Raw genomic sequence first — 19,253 nt, forward strand, 5'->3', positions numbered from 1 at the left:
ACAAATGGTATTTTTAAGGCAGATCGATGCACATGGTTTTAAATCATTTGCAGACAAAGTCAATATAAAGTTCGACAGCGGTGTGACTGCTGTCGTTGGTCCCAACGGGAGCGGCAAAAGTAATATTACCGACGCTATCAGATGGGTACTGGGTGAGCAGTCGGCACGCGTGATGCGCGGTGCGAAAATGGAAGACATCATCTTCGACGGTACGGAAAACCGTACACCGATGAACTACGCTTCGGTCAGTCTGATTTTAAACAACGACGACCGTGTGCTCGGTGAATCAGCAGAAGTCGTTATTTCAAGAAATCTGTACCGGAGCGGTGACAGCGAGTACTTTATCAACAATGAAAAGTCGAAGCTGAAAGATATTACGGAACTGTTTTTAGATTCCGGGCTCGGCAAAAATGCATATAATATTATCAGCCAGGGCCAGGTCGATGAAATACTGAAAGCAAAACCGGTTGAACGCCGTAAAATTATCGAAGAAGCAGCAGGCGTTATGAAATATAAAAACCGCAAGCACGAGTCTGAAAAACGTCTCGATGAAACAAAGCAGAACCTTGCGCGTGTTCACGACATCATCGAGGAAATCAGTTCCCGCGTCAACCGTCTGGAGCGCGAAAGTGCGATAGCAGAAGAGTACCTGGCACTGAAAGAGGAAATGACACAGAGCGATATCGAAGTGAATGTCTTCGATACGATGCAGCTGTTAACAGAACTCGATGAAATTACCGCGCGGATTAAAAAAGAAGAGACAAATCTTGAAACTGCACGGGAAACGTTAAAAGAAGTACTGACTGCACTGGATGCACTGGAAAAAGAACGCGATGCCCTGCAGCAGGAAGAACGGACGCAGAATCAGCAGCTCCTTGAAACGACGCGTGAACTTGAGAAAATCGAAGGACGTATAGCATTGTATGCAGAGCGTGAAACGAACAAGGAAACGCTGAAACAGGATCTTAAGAAGCGTCTCACAGGTTACGAAGAAGAACTGGAAACTTTAACAGCTTCACTGCAGCAGGAAGAACAAAAAAAGAACGGTATGACAGAAAAGCAGAGTATGCTGATTAAAACAGTAAAAGAGAAAAAACGTGAGCTGAATGTCGTGCAGTCGACAGATGACAGCAATATCGAAAAGCTGAAAGACGAATATTACGAGCTGATGGTTAAAAAGACCACACTCGAGAACGATAAACGAAGAAGCCGCGACGAACAGTCGAAGCTCGCTGACAATATTCAGTATAAAAAAGAGAGACTCGCATCGCTCGCTGAAGAGATTAAAGAGCTGGAACGTACATTCGCTGACAAAAAGTCAGCGCTCGATGCTGCAGCTGAAAAATTAACGGCAGCACGTGATGATTATAAGGACGTACGCATCAGACTGAACGACTTGAATGCGCAGTATGACAAATCAAAAAATGATTACAACCGGGCAGCGAACTTTATCCAGAACCAGCAGTCAAAACTCGATATGCTGAAAAATATGGAAGAGAACTATCAGGGCTATTATCCGGGTGTCCGTGCAGTGCTTAAAAATAAGGACAGCATTCCCGGCGTCATCGGTGCTGTCGGAGAACTGATATCGGCACCGTCTGAATATATGACAGCACTCGATACGGCGCTTGGCCAGGCGAGCCAGAACATCGTTATGGATGTCGAACACAACGCACGTACAGCTATTACGTTTTTAAAACAGAAAAATCTCGGTTTCGCGACGTTCCTGCCGCTTGATACGATTCGCGAACGTCACTTATCAGTCGATGTTGAAAAATCTCTCGCATCATCGAATATCGATTATGAAATATTATCCGAAGTTGCAAATATTAAGCGCGAATACCGGAAAGTGCTGCTGCACCTCGTAAATACGACTGTTGTCGTAAAAAATATGAGTGATGCCTCGGCACTGGCACGTGCAACCGGCCAGCGTGTCCGCATCATAACGCTCGACGGTGAAACGATTATGCCGGGCGGGGCGATGAGCGGCGGTTCGCGTAACCGCAAAGGTTCGATAATGGAATCGAAAAAAGAAATTGCGGAAATCAGCGAAAAAATTAAAGAATATACATCGCAGACATCTGCGCTTAAAAAAGCAGTCGACGATGCGTCCGCACAAATTGCAGATGCAACAGTTGAACTGAAGCAGCTTGAAGAGGCCGGGACAACGCTCGGTGAAACCCACGATGCGCTGCAGCATGAAGTGACTCAGCTTGAATTTACGCTGACGAACAAAAAAGATGCATCAGCCGAACTGAAACAGGAAGTGGACGGACTCACTCCGGCTGAAGAGGCCCATGACTTCGATGCTAAAATTGAGAACTATACTCATCAGATGGGCGACATAAATACGCGCATCGATATGATGAGCCGCTCTCAAAGTGAAAAAGATGAGCAGATTGCACAGCTTCAAAGTGAACTCCAGCAGCTGAATAATGATAAAATAACATTAGACGGTGAAATCCGCTTTACCGGTGCGGCAATTGAACGCATCACTGTGAATATCGATAATGTGAAGCACAATATCGATAACACGAAGGCTGAAGCGGAAATGATTAATGAGGATCTCGGGGCAATGGATATTTCCGAACTCGAGGAGAACAAATCAAATCTCACAGCATCTCTCGAAAAGACTGACAGCCGTCTGAAAGAAATTACGGACAAGCTGACAGCGATTAAAGAAGATCACAAGAAGCAGACAGACAAAGAAGATGAACTCCGTAAAGCAGCGGATCTGAGCCAGCAGCAGCTGCGCACAGATTCCGCGGCCGGGGAAGGTCTTGATACGCAGATCGAAAACAAAATGACGTACTTAAGCGACAACTACAAAATGACTTACGAACTTGCGAGAGGGCAGTTTGAAACATTTGAAAATATAGAAGCGAAACGTCAGAAGATTTCATTGAATAAGAAGAGCATCGAAGAACTCGGACCGGTAAACATCGGTGCAATCGAAGAGTTCCGTACAGTCAACGAACGCTACACATTCTTAAAAGAACAGGAAGATGATTTAATCGAAGCACGCCAGACGCTGCTCGATGTAATCAGCGAGATGGATGAGGCGGTATCGGAACGCTTTAAAGATACGTTCCATCAGGTAAACCATTATTTCCAGGACGTGTTCACGGACATGTTCGGGGGAGGACGTGCAGAACTGCGTCTCCTTGAAGAAGGCAACTACCTGGATTCCGGCATCGAAATATTTGCCGAGCCGCCGGGCAAAAAACTGTCATCACTGTCGCTGTTATCCGGCGGCGAGCGTGCACTGACTGCTATCAGTCTGCTGTTCAGTGTACTCCGTGTGAAAGTCAGCCCGTTCATCATTCTCGACGAAGTGGAAGCAGCGCTCGACGAAGCCAACGTGACAAGATATGCGAAGTACCTGAAAAAACTGTCAGCTGATACGCAGTTTATCGTAATTACACACCGTAAAGGAACGATGGAAGAAGCGGACCGCCTGTTCGGCGTCACGATGCAGGAAAAAGGTGTAACGAAACTGATCAGCGTCGATTTAAAAAATTATGAAGAACCGGTAAGAGAGGACGGAAATTAATGGGTATTTTTGACCGCTTTAGACGGAAGAAGAAAAAACAGGAAGAACAGCCGGCGTCACTCGAAGTACAGACAGACAAACTCGATGACGGCTTGATATCCCTCGATGAGTTCGAGGAATGGGAGCAGGAACAGCTCAGCTATAAATTTGAAGTCGGACTTAAAAAGAGCCGTGACAAATTCCAGCAGGACATCAATGCTTTAATGTCACGCTACCGTACGGTGGATGAGGATTTCTTCGAGGCACTGGAAGAAGTGCTGATTTCAGCCGATGTCGGTTTTAACACTGTGATGGAATTAACAGAAGAGCTGCGCCGCGAAGCACAGCTGAGAAATATTACGGAAACATCGGATCTCCGGGAGACGATCGTTGAGAAGATGGTTGAGATTTACGAACGGAATGGTGATGCTTCCGATGAAATGACGATTAACGAAGAGGGTCTGACTGTCGTGTTAATGGTCGGCGTTAACGGTGTCGGGAAGACGACATCGATCGGCAAGCTCGCACACAAGTATACGCAGGAAGGCAAAAAGGTAATGCTCGCTGCGGGGGATACGTTCCGTGCGGGTGCGATTAACCAGCTGCAGGTATGGGGCGACCGTGTAGGTGTTGACGTTATCAAACAGGCGGAAGGTTCAGATCCTGCTGCTGTAATGTTCGATGCAGTCAACGCTGCGAAAAAGCGCGGGGCGGACATTCTGCTTTGCGATACAGCAGGACGATTGCAGAACAAAGGCAACTTAATGAACGAACTGTCAAAAATTAAAAAAGTTATTCAGAAAGTTGTGCCTGAAGCACCGCACGAAGTACTGCTTGTCTTAGACGCGACGACAGGACAAAATGCACTCAGTCAGGCGAAGGCATTTAAGGAAGTCACTGACGTAACAGGTATTATTCTGTCGAAACTGGACGGTACTGCAAAAGGCGGAATCGTACTGGCAATTAAAAACGAACTTGGTATTCCGGTTAAATTTGTCGGACTTGGTGAGCAGCTCGATGATCTGCAGCCGTTCGATGCGGAAAACTATGTGTACGGACTGTTTGCTGATATGATTCAGGAGAGCGAGACGCTCGAAGAAAAATTAGAGGAAGATAAAGATGACGAATGATTTAGAACGCACGATGCGGATGAATTATCTGTATGATTTTTATCAGTCTCTGTTAACTGACAAACAGCAGAAATATATCGAATTATATTATCTTGAAGATTTTCAGTTCAGTGAGATCGCAGAAGAGATGAATGTGACACGTCAGGCTGTCTATGATAACCTTAAGCGTTCACGCGATATGCTCGAACAATATGAAGAAACACTTGGAATGTATAAAAACTTTAATAAGCGTCTTGAACTATATGCCGAGCTGAAATCAAAACTCGGTAATAACATGACAGACGATGTTGAACAGATAATCGGCAAGTTAGAGAATTTGGATTAAGGAGGACGGCACTATGGCTTTTGAAGGTCTAGGAGAACGTCTGCAGTCCACTATGGACCGCATTAAAGGTAAAGGTAAAGTAACTGAATCCGACGTAAAAGTAATGATGCGCGAAGTGCGTCTTGCACTGCTCGAAGCCGACGTTAACTTTAAAGTTGTGAAACAGTTCGTCAACGACGTTAAAGAACGCGCACTCGGTTCGGATGTTATGCAGAGCTTAACACCCGGCCAGCAGGTCATTAAGATCGTTCAGGAAGAATTAACATCGCTGATGGGCGGGGAAAACCAGAAGATTAATCTGGCGCAGAAACCGCCGACAGTCATAATGATGGTCGGCCTGCAGGGTGCAGGTAAAACGACGACAGCAGGTAAGCTTGCCCTTCACCTGCGTAAAAAACACAATAAGCGTCCCCTGCTCGTAGCGGGAGACATCTACCGTCCGGCAGCGATTGACCAGCTGCAGACGGTCGGTAAACAAATCGATATTCCGGTATTCTCGATGGGTGATCAGGTTAAACCTGAAGAAATTGTTGAGAATGCGATGAAACACGCAAAAGAGGAACACCTCGACACAGTAATCATCGATACGGCAGGCCGACTGCACGTCGATGAAGCTCTGATGAACGAACTTAAAAACGTTAAGGAACTGTCAAACCCCGATGAAATCATGCTCGTTGTCGACTCGATGACGGGTCAGGATGCAGTTAACGTTGCTGAAAGCTTTAACGAGCTGCTGGATATTACGGGCGTGACACTGACTAAACTGGACGGTGATACGCGAGGCGGGGCTGCGCTGTCAATTCGTTCCGTGACTGAAAAACCGATTAAGTTTATCGGGGTTTCCGAGAAGATGGACGGACTGGAAGCATTCCACCCGGAACGCATGGCTTCGCGTATTCTCGGTATGGGTGACGTTTTATCCATTATCGAAAAAGCACAGGCGAACGTTAACGAAGATGAACAGAAGGCGCTTGAGAAAAAACTGAAAGACTCAAGTTTTACACTCGACGACTTCCTGTCTCAGATGGATCAGGTGAAAACACTCGGGCCGCTCGACGATCTGCTTAAGATGATGCCGGGTGCAAACAAAATTAAAGGGCTCGATAAAATGCAGTTCACCGGCAAGGAAATCGACCACGTCCAGGCGATTATCCGTTCGATGACACTGGAAGAACGCGAACATCCTGAAAAGCTGAACGCGAGCCGCAAGAAACGTATTGCGAAAGGCTCCGGCCGTTCACTGCAGGAAATCAACCGCTTATTAAAACAGTTTAACGACATGAAGAAAATGATGAAACAGATGACAAGCGGCAAACGTAAAGGTAAAAATCCGTTTGGCGGCATGGGTCTGCCGTTTTAAAATAAAAAACACACATGTAAAGGAAAAACTCTTTACATGTGTGTTTTCATTTGTTATGATAAGAAAGTCGAAAAGAAGTATAGAGAGGAGTTTTCACACATGGCAGTAAAAATTAGATTAACTCGTATGGGTTCTAAAAGAAATCCTTTCTACCGTATCGTAGTTGCAGATGCACGCAGCCCGAGAGATGGTAGAATCATCGAACAAATCGGTTCATATAACCCGGTTTCTAAATCTGAAGATAACGTTGTATTAGACAACGAAAAAGCGTTAGAGTGGTTACAAAATGGTGCTAAGCCAAGCGACACTGTACGTAACATCTTCAGTGACAAAGGCATCATGGAACAGTTCCACAATGCTAAATTCGGGAAATAATTCCGATGGACAAATTACTTCAAACAATTCTTGAACCGATGCTGGATTATCCGGAAGAACTCGTCATTACATGTGATGAGACGCCGCATAAAGTTTCGTATAAAATAAGCGTACATGAATCAGATGTCGGGCGAATAATCGGCCGCGGCGGCCGTTTTATTAAAGCGCTCCGCATCGTAGTTTCAAACGCTGACAGAGACGCGTCAAAGAAAGTGTTTGTTGATTTGCATTAAGACACACTTTAACAGTGTGTCTTTTTATTCTTTATAAGAGGTGTTCATCTTGCGAATTAAAATTGGTAAACTGGTAAATTTCCACGGTGTACGCGGTGAAGTTAAAATATTAAGCAACTCGGATTTTCTGGAAGACCGCTTTGCAGCGGGCAATACAGTCGAAATCGCCGGCCGTACGCTGACGATTGATTCGTACCGTACGCACAAAAACTTCCACATGCTGAAGTTTGAAGGCGTGTCGAACATGAACGATATTCTTCATTTAAAAGGCGAGGATGTTTTTATCGAAGAAAGCGATGAAGATCTTGATCTCGATGACAATGAATATCACGTTAAAGATATTGTCGGGCTGACTGTAATCAATCTCGACGACAATACAGAACTCGGAAAAATTTCCGAAGTCATGTTCACCGGTGCAAACGACGTCTGGGTTATCCAGGGGGAGCGCGAATATTTAATTCCGTATATCGAACAGGTTGTTAAAACTGTCGACATCGAACGCGGCATTGTAGAAATTACACCACTCGAAGGATTGTTGGATTAATGAATATATATTATTTAACACTGTTTCCGGACATGTACGAAGGTGTCCTCGGTGCATCTATTTTAAAGCGTGCAAAAGATAAAGGCATCGTCGATTATCACATGATTAATTTCCGTGATTTTTCAGGCGATAAACACAATAAAGTCGATGATTATCCATACGGCGGGGGCGCAGGCATGGTCTTGAAACCGGAACCTGTATTCAACGCGATGGACAGTCTTAATATCGGCGATAACAAGCGCGTTATTTTAATGTGTCCGCAGGGCAAGCCGTTTGATCAGAAGCTTGCAGAAGAGCTCGCTGAAGAGGACAACATCGTCTTTATAAACGGCCATTACGAAGGTTACGATGAACGTATCCGTACGCTCGTTACCGATGAAGTATCAATCGGTGACTACGTTTTAACAGGCGGCGAACTCGCATCGATGACAATGACCGATGCAATCGTCCGTCTGATTCCCGATGTGCTGAGCAACCAGGCGAGCCATCAGGAAGACTCATTCTCAACGGGAATGCTTGAACATCCGCATTACACACGCCCGAGAGAATACCGCGGCATGAAAGTGCCGGAAGTACTGCTGTCAGGCAACCATAAGCACATTGAAGAATGGCGTCATGAACAAAGTTTAAAACGCACAAGAGAACGCCGTCCGGATTTACTGGACGGGTAAAAGGTTAACTTTATTTCTAAAAGTGATTGAATGGTCACCATTAGTATGATAATATTATACGAGTGTAAATACACGTAAATATCACAATCATCCGCTGCCAAAGAACTTCGGGCAAGATAATTGGAAGAAGGAGAAGATATATTATGTCACAGGAATTATTAAATTCTATCGTTAAAGAACAGCTTAAAACTGATATCCCTGAATTCAAAGCAGGAGACACAGTTAAAGTACACGTTCGTATCGTTGAGGGAGACCGCGAAAGAATCCAGCTATTCGAAGGTGTTGTAATCAAACGCCGCGGTGGCGGAATTTCAGAAACATTCACAGTACGTAAGATTTCTTACGGTGTTGGTGTTGAGCGTACATTCCCTGTTCACACGCCTAAGATCGAGAAAATCGATGTTGTTCGCCGTGGACGCGTACGTCGTGCTAAACTTTACTACCTGCGTAACCTGCGCGGTAAAGCTGCTCGTATCAGAGAAATCCGATAAGACTGCTTATAAAATACCCGGACCTCACAGAGGCCCGGGTATTTTTTTGTTTTCCTCTATCAACTTCCGGGCTGTGGACAGAAGTGTCTCCGTGAATTTTTTGATGTTTATTGGAATTATAAGAATCAGGAGTGTGGGCCGGCCGTAACGCTGTAACAAACGTATCTAATTAATTGAAGTAGTAATTTCAATTACTGTTCTCCCCCTTGTTCCGGTATTTTAATGTGTGTTTAACAGGTTTTTATCCGTAAATGAATCTGGAGATTCATTGTATCAGGCTTATATTGTTAACTTTTGTTGCATTTATATTTAAATTTGTTGTATAAAAGTGTTAACAGAAATGTTAAGGGAGGATGGCATTTGTTTATAACAATCCGTAAGAAACCGGAAGAGCTGCTGTTTTTAAATGCGCTTGGCAGGCGTACTGCACTATCTGTATATGATGCCGATAAATTGAACAGACTGGAAATCGGGATGACTGGTGAACGAGAGTATGACCGGATATTTGGTGATGCAGGGCATAACGGGCTGTACATATACCGCGATATTTATTTAAAGATAGAGAATTCTGTTACACAGTACGATACTTTAATCATCAGTGAATCCGGCATTGTTGTAAACGAAATAAAAAATTTTACGGGAGATTACCGGGTGGCAGGCAGTATGTGGACGAGAGAGGGAAGCGGACCGGTTCCGGACGACGCGCTCAGCCAGCTCAGGCGCGCCGTCGGCAAACTGATGCGCCTCGGCACTGCTCACGGAATGAATTTCGACGTCAGCGGCAAACTTGTATTTCCGAATGAAAGTTTCCGGTTGTTCAGTAATGAGGAAAATGTGTGGAAACAAGTAGTGCTGCGGGTGGATCTCCGGCAGTATTTTGGCGGATTCCGTAACGAGTACAGCGGAACATACGCATCACAGGTTGCCGATATAATCGAACGGCACATCGTGCCGAACCCGTACTTTAAACAGCGTGTCGAATTCGATTCGGTCAGGCACGGCCTGTACTGTGGCGGGTGCGGGAGCTTTAAGCTCGAAAAACATCAATTTCACTTACGCTGTCAGACATGCGGATCACGTGAAAGCAATGAAACCCATCTGGTCCGCGCGATGAGTGACTTTAAATATCTGTTCGGACCGCTTGAGATGACGAGCAGGCGGATGACGGAATTTACAGGCGGAATGGTGAATTACAGGACAGTGTTGCGAGCCCTTGCTAAGTATTGCTATAGTCACGGACAAAAGAAATCAACCAGTTACGAATTCAAGTACTATGATTTTGAAGAAGCAATGATAAAAGAAAGGTCAAATAGAAAATATAAAGATTATATCAAAAAATAAAATATGACCATCCTGTAAATATGAATTGAAATATATCTTGTTTTTCACACTGTCACTCAAATTGTTTTGACTGACAGTGTGAAAAAGACATAGTCACTCAAATGGAATTGAGTGACAGTATAGAATCGACATTGTCACTCAAGTTAGTTTGACTGACAATGTTGAATGCTTGTACAGGAAGTTTATCGATTTCCAGAATTAATATAGTGAAAACTGCTAAATGTCGACACCTCACTGCACCCCGCAATCAATCCCTCTCACATCCCGCCCCAAAATCATGATAAAATATAAGGGGAATATACCAACCATTCAACTAACCAGCAAAACTAAAATAATTTACAGAAGAAAGGGGCAACCAAAGATGTCTATTAACTGGTTCCCGGGACATATGGCGAAGGCTCGCCGTCAAATTGAAGAAAGCCTGAAAAAAGTGGATGTTGTAATCGAGATTCTCGATGCGCGTATTCCGTACGCGTCGAAAAACCCGATGCTAGATCATGTAATCGGCGACAAACCGAGAGTTGTCGTCCTGAACAAAAAAGATATGGCAAACGGCAAGGAGACAGACCGCTGGATTGCACGCCTGAAAGCTGAAGGTGTTTATCCTGTAGCGCTGAACGGCAAGGAGCCGAATGTTCTGAAGAAAATAGAGAATACGGTAGTCGAAGCGACGAGGGAAATTTTCGAGCGCATGGAGCGTAAAGGTATTAATCCGCGCGCAATCAGAGCGATGATTGTCGGCATTCCTAACGTAGGGAAATCGACGATTATTAACAATATTGCAAAGCGTAAAGTTGCGAAAACAGGTAACACACCGGGTGTTACGAAGGCCCAGCAATGGATTAAAGCGGGAACGAAAATGGAACTGCTCGATACGCCGGGTGTGCTGTGGCCGAAATTTGAAGACGCGTCTATCGGTCAGAAACTGTCGCTTACCGGAGCAATCAAGGATAACGTCGTAAACCTCGACGATATCGCGATATATGCACTTAAATTCATGCAGACACACCATCTCGAAGGGCTGAACAAATTTTACAACATCAATATCGACGCGAACACGGAAATCGTGGAAATCTTTGATGCGATCGGCCGGTCGCGCGGTTTCAAGATGAGCGGCAACGAAATCGACTACGAGCGCGTCACAGAAAGAGTAATCTACGATACACGTGATGCGAAAATCGGTAAGCTGACATTCGATTTTGCACAGGAAGAAGAATAATTATATGAAGATAAGCGATATAAAACTCGAAATCAACAAGATAAAAACCATCGAAGATTTAACGGCCTCTCCATTTAACGAAGACGAGCGCAAAGGTGTACAGAGCGCGCTTAAATCAAGGGCGCGCCTCCTCGAAAAAGAAAGGGCACTGCTCGAACACTACGAAACGATGCTGCAGCATGAAAACAAACATCAGGGTGTCATCATTGCCGGCATCGATGAGGCGGGCCGCGGACCGCTCGCGGGCGAAGTGGTTGCGGCCGCTGTAGTACTGCCGGAAGACCGTAAAATCATCGGCCTCGACGACTCGAAAAAAGTCCCGCTCGCTAAACGCCTCGCACTTCGTGAAGAGATAATGGAGCATGCGGCGTACGGTATCGGCATCGTCACGGCTGAAGAAATCGACACGCACAACATTTATAACGCAACGAAAATTGCGATGCAGCGTGCGCTCGATAATTTACCTGTGTCACCCGGACATTTACTGATCGACGCGATGACCCTCGACAACGGTATTCCGCAGACGTCGCTGATTAAAGGGGATGCTGTGTCCAATTCAATTGCGGCGGCTTCGATTATTGCGAAGACGACACGGGATATGATGATGGAAAAGTACGATACTGAATATCCGGAATACGGCTTTGGAAATCATAAAGGATACGGCACGAAAGCGCATCTTGAAGCACTTGAAAAATACGGTGCGGCACCGATTCACAGAAAGACATTTGAACCGGTTAAAAGTATGTTCGGTATGCAGTTTTAAGTAATATTATTCACAATCTTTATGCTCATAAAACAGTGAAAAACATGATAATAGTGCGTATTCGAACTATATTCTTTATAACTTGTGAAATACTTTTCAAACTTTCTCAAAATAACAATAATTTGTTTGAATAGTTACCACTTACACGTTTACAATCAGGTAACTGTTTCCTATAATTAGGAATGTAAGCTTTATTAAAAAGTCTTAGGAGGAAAATCATGAATATCCATGAGTATCAGGGAAAAGAAATTTTTCGCTCAATGGGTGTAAACGTACCTAAAGGTAACGTTGCTCTTACACCAGAAGAAGCAGTTGAAGTAGCAAAAACACTTGATTCAGATGTCTACGTTGTCAAAGCTCAAATCCACGCAGGTGGCCGTGGGAAAGCAGGCGGCGTTAAGATAGCAAAATCTGTCGATGAGGTTAAAGAATACGCTGAAGAATTATTAGGCAAAGTATTAGTAACTCATCAGAACGGTCCGGACGGGACTGAAATCAAACGTCTTCTTATTGAAGAAGGGTGCGATATCGACAGCGAATACTACTTAGGTTTCGTAATTGACCGCGCGACGAACCGCGTTACATTAATGGGTTCTGAAGAAGGCGGGACAGAAATCGAAGAAGTGGCAGAAGCAACTCCTGAAAAGATTTTTAAAGAAGTTATTGATCCGGTTGTAGGTCTTCTGCCGTTCCAGGCTAAGAGACTGGCATTCAACATCAACATTCCAACAGCATCGGTAAACAAAGCTGCTAAATTAATGCTTGCTTTATATGATGTATTCATGGAAAAAGATGCAGCAATTATGGAAATTAACCCGCTTGTAACTACAGGTGCAGGTGAAGTTATCGCACTTGATGCGAAAGTTAACTTCGATGCTAACGCTCTTTTCAGAAACAAAGATGTCGTTGAGTTACGCGACTTCGATGAAGAAGATGAAAAAGAGATCGAAGCATCTAAACACGATTTAGCGTATATCGCTTTAGAAGGTAATATCGGCTGTATGGTTAACGGTGCCGGACTTGCAATGGCAACGATGGATACTATTAACCACTTCGGCGGAAAACCTGCTAACTTCCTTGACGTAGGGGGCGGCGCGACTGCTGAGAAAGTTACTGAGGCATTCAAGCTTATTTTAAGCGACAAAGCTGTTGAAGGTATCTTTGTAAATATTTTCGGCGGAATCATGAAGTGTGACGTTATTGCTGAAGGTGTAGTAGAAGCAGTTAATAACGTAGGACTTGAAATTCCACTGGTTGTTCGTTTAGAAGGTACGAACGTAGAAGCTGGTAAGAAAATTCTCGCAGATTCAGGTCTTGCAATCACACCGGCAAGCACAATGGCTGAAGGTGCTCAGAAGATCATCGCTGCTGTAAACGAAAATAAATAATAACGGAGGAATATATTGTGGCTGTATTTGTAGATAAGAATACTAAAGTTATGGTACAGGGTATCACGGGTTCAACAGCACTATTCCACACGAAGCAGATGCTTGAGTACGGTACTCAGATCGTTGCTGGTGTGACACCTGGTAAAGGCGGACAGGAAGTTGAAGGCGTACCTGTATTTAACACTGTAGAAGAAGCTAAAAAAGAAACTGGCGCTACTGTATCAGTAGTATACGTGCCGGCTCCATTCGCAGCAGATTCAATTATGGAAGCTGCTGACTCGGAACTTGATCTGGTAATTTGTATTACAGAGCATATCCCGGTACTCGACATGGTTAAAGTAGTACGTTACCTGGAAGGTAAAAACACGCGTCTGATTGGACCGAACTGTCCTGGTGTTATTACTGCCGACGAAACTAAAATCGGTATTATGCCTGGATATATCCACAAAAAAGGACACGTTGGTGTCGTATCACGTTCAGGGACGTTAACTTATGAAGCAGTTCATCAGTTAACTCAGGAAGGTGTCGGCCAGACAACTGCTGTCGGTATCGGCGGAGACCCTGTTAACGGAACAAACTTTATCGATGTATTAAAAGAATTCAACGAAGACCCTGAAACATACGCTGTAGTAATGATCGGGGAAATCGGCGGTACTGCTGAGGAAGAAGCTGCAGAGTGGGTTCGTGATAACATGACTAAACCTGTAGTCGGCTTCATCGGCGGACAAACTGCACCTCCAGGGAAACGTATGGGCCATGCCGGTGCGATTATCTCAGGCGGTAAAGGTACTGCAGACGAGAAAATCCGTATCATGAACGAATGCGGAATTGAAACAGCTGCTACACCATCTGAAATCGGTGAAACGCTGATCAGCCGTATTAAGAAAGAAGACGGACTTTACGAAAAATGTCTGACTGTAAAATAAATTTAATATAACTCGCTTAAGTGAGTGGAAAAGACGGTAATCCTGACGGATTATCGTCTTTTTTTGTCTTTTACTGGAAGTTTTTGTCGGTAAAATGAAATCTGATTTCTCCCGGAAACTCATATAATAGAAGTAATACGATTACGGAGTGATGAGAATGGATTTACTGCTTTTGAGTCATGCAGGTGTAACGTCAAAAGAATATTTGACACTCGTTAATAACGGCTGGATTTCACCGGAACTGAAACGGAAACTCAAAGTCGCGGAAACACTCGACAGAGCTGAAATTCTGGCTGTTCTGGAACGGGAAAACATAGGCTATATCACGCATAACCACAGGCTTTATCCGTCATTATTAAAAGAAATTTATGATTTTCCCTACATATTATATTATCGTGGAAATCCATCGCTGCTTACATTAAAGATGCTCGGGGTAGTCGGGAGCCGTAAAGCGACGGATTATACGACGAAATCACTGGAACACCTCTTGCCGTCTTTGGAAAATATTGCTATTATATCAGGACTTGCGTACGGTGCTGATGAAGCAGCTCACAGGATAGCAGTTAAAAACGGACTGCACACAATCGGTGTGCTCGCATTCGGGCATAATACGCACTATCCGAAAACGACGGCGGATATTCGAAATACGATGGAAAAAACACATTTAACAATCAGTGAATATCCGCCGGATACGCCGATTCAGAAGTGGCAGTTTGTTGCACGGAACAGAATTATTGCGGGCTGTGCGAGAGGTGTGCTGGTCACTGAAGCGGAAGAAAAAAGCGGGAGTTTAATTACTCTGGAAATGGCACTCGATGATAACCGGAGTGTATACTGCCTGCCGGGAAACATTACATCAGCCCTGTCGAAAGGAACGAATTTACGTATTAAGGAAGGCGCTGAAGCAGTTACTGAATCAGCAGATATCCAGCGTGATTTCGATGAAAACGGGCAGCTGTGAAATTTTTATAAGTCGATTTTTATTGACAAAGTAAAATTTTACTGTGTATCATTTGGACTTGAATAGATTAAAAGCAAATTAGGAGGCAGCAGAGTGGCAGACAATTTAGTTATCGTAGAATCACCTGCGAAAGCAAAGACAATTGAAAAGTACCTCGGTAAACGTTATAAAGTAATTGCTTCCATGGGACACGTGAGAGATCTTCCACGCAGTCAGACTGGAATTGATACAGAAAATAATTACGAACCAAAATATATTACTATACGCGGGAAAGGTCCGCTGTTAAAAGAATTAAAAAAAGAAGCTAAAAAAGCAAAGAAAGTATTTCTCGCAAGTGACCCCGACAGAGAAGGGGAAGCGATAGCATGGCATCTGAGCCACGCACTCGGACCCGACAACGATTATTACCGCGTGGTCTTCAACGAGATTACAAAAGATGCAGTGAAAGAGAGTTTTAAAACACCGGCTGAGATCGACATGCAGCTTGTTGATGCACAGCAGGCGCGCCGAATACTTGACCGCCTGGTGGGCTATAACATCTCACCTGTATTATGGAAGAAAGTCAAAAAAGGATTATCCGCGGGGCGTGTGCAGTCAGTTGCACTTAAATTAATTATCGACCGTGAAAATGAAATCCGTAAATTCGTACCTGAAGAATACTGGTCTATTGAAGGTACATTTAAAACAGGCCGTTCGAAATTCACAGGCAAGTTCAACAAGCTTGCTTCTGATAAACAGAAGACGAAGCTTAATACGAAAGCCGATGTCGACAAAGTCATGGCTGAAATTAAAGGTGACGAATTCCACATCGACTCCGTTGAAAAGAAAGAAAAGAAACGTTACCCGGCACAGCCGTTTACGACATCTTCGCTGCAGCAGGAAGCGGCGCGCAAACTGAACTTTAAAGCGCGTAAGACAATGATGCTTTCCCAGCAGCTGTATGAAGGTATCGATATTAAAAAAGAAGGTACAGTCGGTCTGATTACTTATATGAGAACGGACTCGACGCGTATATCAGATACGGCGAAAAACGAAGCGTATGATCTGATACAGTCGACATACGGTAAGGAATTTACCGGTGTACAGAAATCGAAAAAGGCAGCGCAGGATGCACACGAAGCGGTGCGCCCGACATCTGCAAACCGTACACCTGATAATATGAAACAGTATTTAAGCCGCGACCAGCACCGTTTGTATAAACTGATCTGGGACCGTTTCATCGCGAGTCAGATGGCTCCTGCTGTTCTCGATACAGTTAAAATTGATCTGAGCAATAACGGTGTATTATTCAGAAGTACAGGTCAGACTATTAAATTTAAAGGATTCATGCAGATTTACATCGAAGGTACCGACGACAAGGAAGATGATCTAAACAGCAAGCTACCTGAAATGCATGAAGGCGATACGGTGAAATCGGAAAAGATTGAACCGGCTCAGCACTTTACTCAGCCGCCGCCGAGATTTACCGAGGCGCGTTTAGTTAAAACGCTCGAGGAATCGGGAATCGGACGTCCGTCAACATACGCACCGACGATTGATACGATTCAAAAACGCAACTACGTCCGTATGGACCAGAAGCGTTTTATCCCGACTGAAATGGGAGAAATCGTTAACGAGCAGGTTGTGGAATACTTCCCGGACATTATCGATATTGCGTTTACGCGTAATATGGAAGAAAGTCTCGACTCCGTTGCCGAAGGCGATAAAGAGTGGAGAGTTGTCATCGATGAATTCTATAAAGGATTCAGTCCGCAGGTGGAACGTGCAGAAGAAGAAATGGAAAAAATCGAAATCAAAGACGAACCGGTCGGTGAAGACTGTGAGAAATGCGGTTCACCAATGGTATATAAAATGGGCCGCTATGGAAAATTCATGGCATGTTCTAATTTCCCTGACTGCCGCAATACAAAAGCAATCGTTAAAGAAATCGGCGTGAAGTGCCCGACTTGTAAAGAAGGTCAGGTTGTAGAACGTAAATCGAAGAGAAACAGAATTTTCTTCGGCTGTGAACGATATCCTGAATGTGATTACGTTTCGTGGGATCGTCCAATCGGACGCGACTGCCCGAAATGCGAACATCACCTGGTCGAAACGAAGAAAGGCAAAAAAGCGCAGGTTAAATGTACGAACTGCGATTACAAAGAAGACGCAAGCTGATTTAAAAGCCGTATCCGGTATGCCGGGTGCGGTTTTTTTGTGTAAGTGGAGTCTGTCATCTGTTTTCAGCCGCACGAACGCTTCATATGTGGTTGCAATATTTTATTAACACCACGAACCGTTACGCTCTGCGATATACCGTCACAGGAATATTTTGCAATACCCAAAAAGGTCCTGGCCCCATATGCCCCTTCTGTTCATTAAATGTTCGTATTTCTCTGAATCCCGCCATTATCGAAATGAAAGCGCCTTATTGTCTTCCATTCCGACAGAATTATAAATAGTTGCACAATTAAGTGCAATTTAATAAGAAATAGTTTAAAATAGCTAATGTTGTTTATTTATTGGACAGGTTTACATTGTATTACTTGGATAAATATTTTAAATTATGATAAAATTCAGACAAAGAATGAGGTGATTGAAATTTACGTCAATGACTTTTTACGAATGTTAAAATATCAGCGTAATTTTTCGGATCATTCTATAAAAAGTTATGATCATGACATTCATGAGTTCATAACTTTTTTGAAGACAGAAAGTTTATCTGTTCAGACGTTTAAATATATTGATGCAAGAAATTACCTGGCAATGCTGTATGAGCGCAATTTTAAAAAAACTACCGTTTCGAGAAAAATATCGACGCTCCGGAGCTACTATAATTATTTGGCGGACCGGGCATGCGTCGATATCAATCCGTTTACGGCACTGCCTTTCCCAAAAAAGGAAGCAGTTCTGCCGGACTTTATGTATCCGAACGAAATCGAGGGACTGTTTGACAGCCTGGATCAGAATCACAAAATGTATGAGCGAGACCTCGCGATATTGGAACTGCTTTATGCAACCGGTATGCGGGCAGGCGAACTTATTTCATTGAGGCTGAAAGATATCGATTTTACAGTGCAGATTGTCCGGTTGCTCGGAAAGGGGCGTAAATGGCGCGTCGTGCCTTTTCATGACCGCGCAGCCGAAGCGCTCAAAAACTATGCTGAAATTTACAGCGAAGACATACTTAAAAATGATGCAATGTGGGTAAACCATAGAGGGGGACCGCTGACAGTACGCGGGCTCCGTCATATAATCGATATGACCGTGAAGCGCAGTGCGCTTCACCTCGACATTCATCCTCATACTTTCAGACATACGTTTGCAACACATTTACTGAACAACGGAGCAGATTTAAGGGCAGTGCAGGATTTGCTCGGCCACGAGTCTTTATCGACGACACAGCGTTATACGCATGTGACGACAGAACAGCTTAAGAAGACTTATTTAAATGCACACCCGAGTAATAAGAAGAGGTGACGTTGATGACGACGATATTCGCGATTAAGCACAAAGGCAAAATGGCGATTGCAGGTGATGGCCAGGTAACACTCGGCAATCAGGTCGTAATGAAACATACAGCAAAAAAAGTCCGCCGTTTATTTAATGAACAGGTGGTGGCAGGATTTGCGGGCAGTGTGGCAGATGCTTTTACATTGTTTGAAAAATTCGAAGCGAACCTGTACGAGTACAACGGCAACCTGCAGCGTGCTGCAGTGGAGCTGGCAAAAGAGTGGCGCGGCGATAAAATGCTCCGCCAGCTTGAAGCGATGTTAATCGTAATGGATAAAGACCATTTGCTGCTCGTGTCGGGTACGGGTGAAGTGATTGAGCCGGATGACGGCATACTCGCAATCGGTTCCGGCGGCAACTATGCGCTTGCAGCAGGACGTGCGATGAAAAAGCATGGTGATGAATTAAGCGCTGAAACAATCGCCAGGGACAGCCTGCTCCTCGCAAGTGAAATCTGCGTCTTTACTAACGACAATATAATAGTAGAAACAATTGATTAAAG

At 44.2% G+C, this 19,253-nt stretch carries 18 protein-coding genes; all 18 read left to right on the forward strand.

Features of this window, described 5'->3' with window-relative positions:
- Positions 1–4 precede the first annotated feature (4 nt).
- Positions 5–3,553, forward strand: a complete 3,549-nt coding sequence (gene smc, locus RZ44_RS02465) for a chromosome segregation protein SMC (RefSeq protein ID WP_035808089.1) — start codon at positions 5–7, stop codon at positions 3,551–3,553.
- Positions 3,553–4,662 (forward strand): signal recognition particle-docking protein FtsY, encoded by a 1,110-nt coding sequence (ftsY, locus tag RZ44_RS02470; RefSeq protein WP_035808091.1) that lies wholly within the window; start codon positions 3,553–3,555, stop codon positions 4,660–4,662. The genes smc and ftsY overlap by 1 nt, the downstream gene beginning before the upstream one ends.
- Positions 4,652–4,987 carry a putative DNA-binding protein gene (locus RZ44_RS02475; protein ID WP_035808097.1) on the forward strand — a complete coding sequence of 112 codons (336 nt, stop codon included), beginning with the start codon at positions 4,652–4,654 and terminating at the stop codon, positions 4,985–4,987. The genes ftsY and RZ44_RS02475 overlap by 11 nt, the downstream gene beginning before the upstream one ends.
- A 13-nt stretch (positions 4,988–5,000) precedes the next feature.
- Positions 5,001–6,347 (forward strand): signal recognition particle protein, encoded by a 1,347-nt coding sequence (gene ffh, locus RZ44_RS02480; protein ID WP_035808100.1) that lies wholly within the window; start codon positions 5,001–5,003, stop codon positions 6,345–6,347.
- Positions 6,348–6,446: 99 nt separating this feature from the next.
- Positions 6,447–6,722: a 30S ribosomal protein S16 gene (gene rpsP, locus RZ44_RS02485; protein ID WP_035808102.1), complete on the forward strand. Its 276-nt coding sequence runs from the start codon at positions 6,447–6,449 to the stop codon at positions 6,720–6,722.
- Positions 6,723–6,727: 5 nt separating this feature from the next.
- Positions 6,728–6,955, forward strand: coding sequence for a KH domain-containing protein (locus RZ44_RS02490; RefSeq protein WP_035808104.1), 228 nt, complete (start codon positions 6,728–6,730; stop codon positions 6,953–6,955).
- Positions 6,956–7,004: 49 nt separating this feature from the next.
- The gene (rimM, locus tag RZ44_RS02495) at positions 7,005–7,499 is read left to right on the forward strand and encodes a ribosome maturation factor RimM (protein WP_035808106.1); all 495 of its coding nucleotides are present in this window, start codon (positions 7,005–7,007) and stop codon (positions 7,497–7,499) included.
- The gene (gene trmD, locus RZ44_RS02500) at positions 7,499–8,170 is read left to right on the forward strand and encodes a tRNA (guanosine(37)-N1)-methyltransferase TrmD (RefSeq protein WP_035808111.1); all 672 of its coding nucleotides are present in this window, start codon (positions 7,499–7,501) and stop codon (positions 8,168–8,170) included. Before rimM ends, trmD begins: the two co-directional genes overlap by 1 nt.
- Positions 8,171–8,313: 143 nt before the next feature.
- On the forward strand, positions 8,314–8,661 hold the full coding sequence (rplS, locus tag RZ44_RS02505) for a 50S ribosomal protein L19 (RefSeq protein ID WP_035808113.1): 348 nt from the start codon (positions 8,314–8,316) through the stop codon (positions 8,659–8,661).
- Positions 8,662–9,021: 360 nt separating this feature from the next.
- Entirely contained in the window at positions 9,022–10,002 is a 981-nt protein-coding gene (locus tag RZ44_RS02510; protein WP_035808118.1) for a nuclease-related domain-containing protein, read from the forward strand.
- A gap of 361 nt (positions 10,003–10,363) precedes the next feature.
- Positions 10,364–11,221, forward strand: coding sequence for a ribosome biogenesis GTPase YlqF (gene ylqF / locus RZ44_RS02515; protein ID WP_035808120.1), 858 nt, complete (start codon positions 10,364–10,366; stop codon positions 11,219–11,221).
- A 4-nt stretch (positions 11,222–11,225) separates the two neighbouring features.
- Entirely contained in the window at positions 11,226–11,984 is a 759-nt protein-coding gene (locus tag RZ44_RS02520; protein WP_035808123.1) for a ribonuclease HII, read from the forward strand.
- A 218-nt stretch (positions 11,985–12,202) separates the two neighbouring features.
- Complete coding sequence (sucC, locus tag RZ44_RS02525; RefSeq protein ID WP_035808125.1) at positions 12,203–13,372, forward strand: ADP-forming succinate--CoA ligase subunit beta; 1,170 nt, start codon at positions 12,203–12,205, stop codon at positions 13,370–13,372.
- Positions 13,373–13,389: 17 nt separating this feature from the next.
- Positions 13,390–14,298, forward strand: coding sequence for a succinate--CoA ligase subunit alpha (sucD, locus tag RZ44_RS02530; protein ID WP_035808127.1), 909 nt, complete (start codon positions 13,390–13,392; stop codon positions 14,296–14,298).
- A 157-nt stretch (positions 14,299–14,455) separates the two neighbouring features.
- Positions 14,456–15,259 carry a DNA-processing protein DprA gene (dprA, locus tag RZ44_RS02535; RefSeq protein WP_035808129.1) on the forward strand — a complete coding sequence of 268 codons (804 nt, stop codon included), beginning with the start codon at positions 14,456–14,458 and terminating at the stop codon, positions 15,257–15,259.
- A gap of 93 nt (positions 15,260–15,352) precedes the next feature.
- Positions 15,353–17,416, forward strand: a complete 2,064-nt coding sequence (topA, locus tag RZ44_RS02540; protein ID WP_035808132.1) for a type I DNA topoisomerase — start codon at positions 15,353–15,355, stop codon at positions 17,414–17,416.
- A gap of 417 nt (positions 17,417–17,833) precedes the next feature.
- On the forward strand, positions 17,834–18,718 hold the full coding sequence (gene xerA, locus RZ44_RS02545) for a site-specific tyrosine recombinase/integron integrase (protein WP_269448298.1): 885 nt from the start codon (positions 17,834–17,836) through the stop codon (positions 18,716–18,718).
- A 5-nt stretch (positions 18,719–18,723) separates the two neighbouring features.
- Complete coding sequence (gene hslV, locus RZ44_RS02550; RefSeq protein ID WP_035808136.1) at positions 18,724–19,251, forward strand: HslVU peptidase proteolytic subunit; 528 nt, start codon at positions 18,724–18,726, stop codon at positions 19,249–19,251.
- Positions 19,252–19,253: the final 2 nt, after the last annotated feature.

It is taken from the genome of Jeotgalicoccus saudimassiliensis (genome assembly GCF_000756715.1).
GTDB lineage: Bacteria > Bacillota > Bacilli > Staphylococcales > Salinicoccaceae > Jeotgalicoccus > Jeotgalicoccus saudimassiliensis.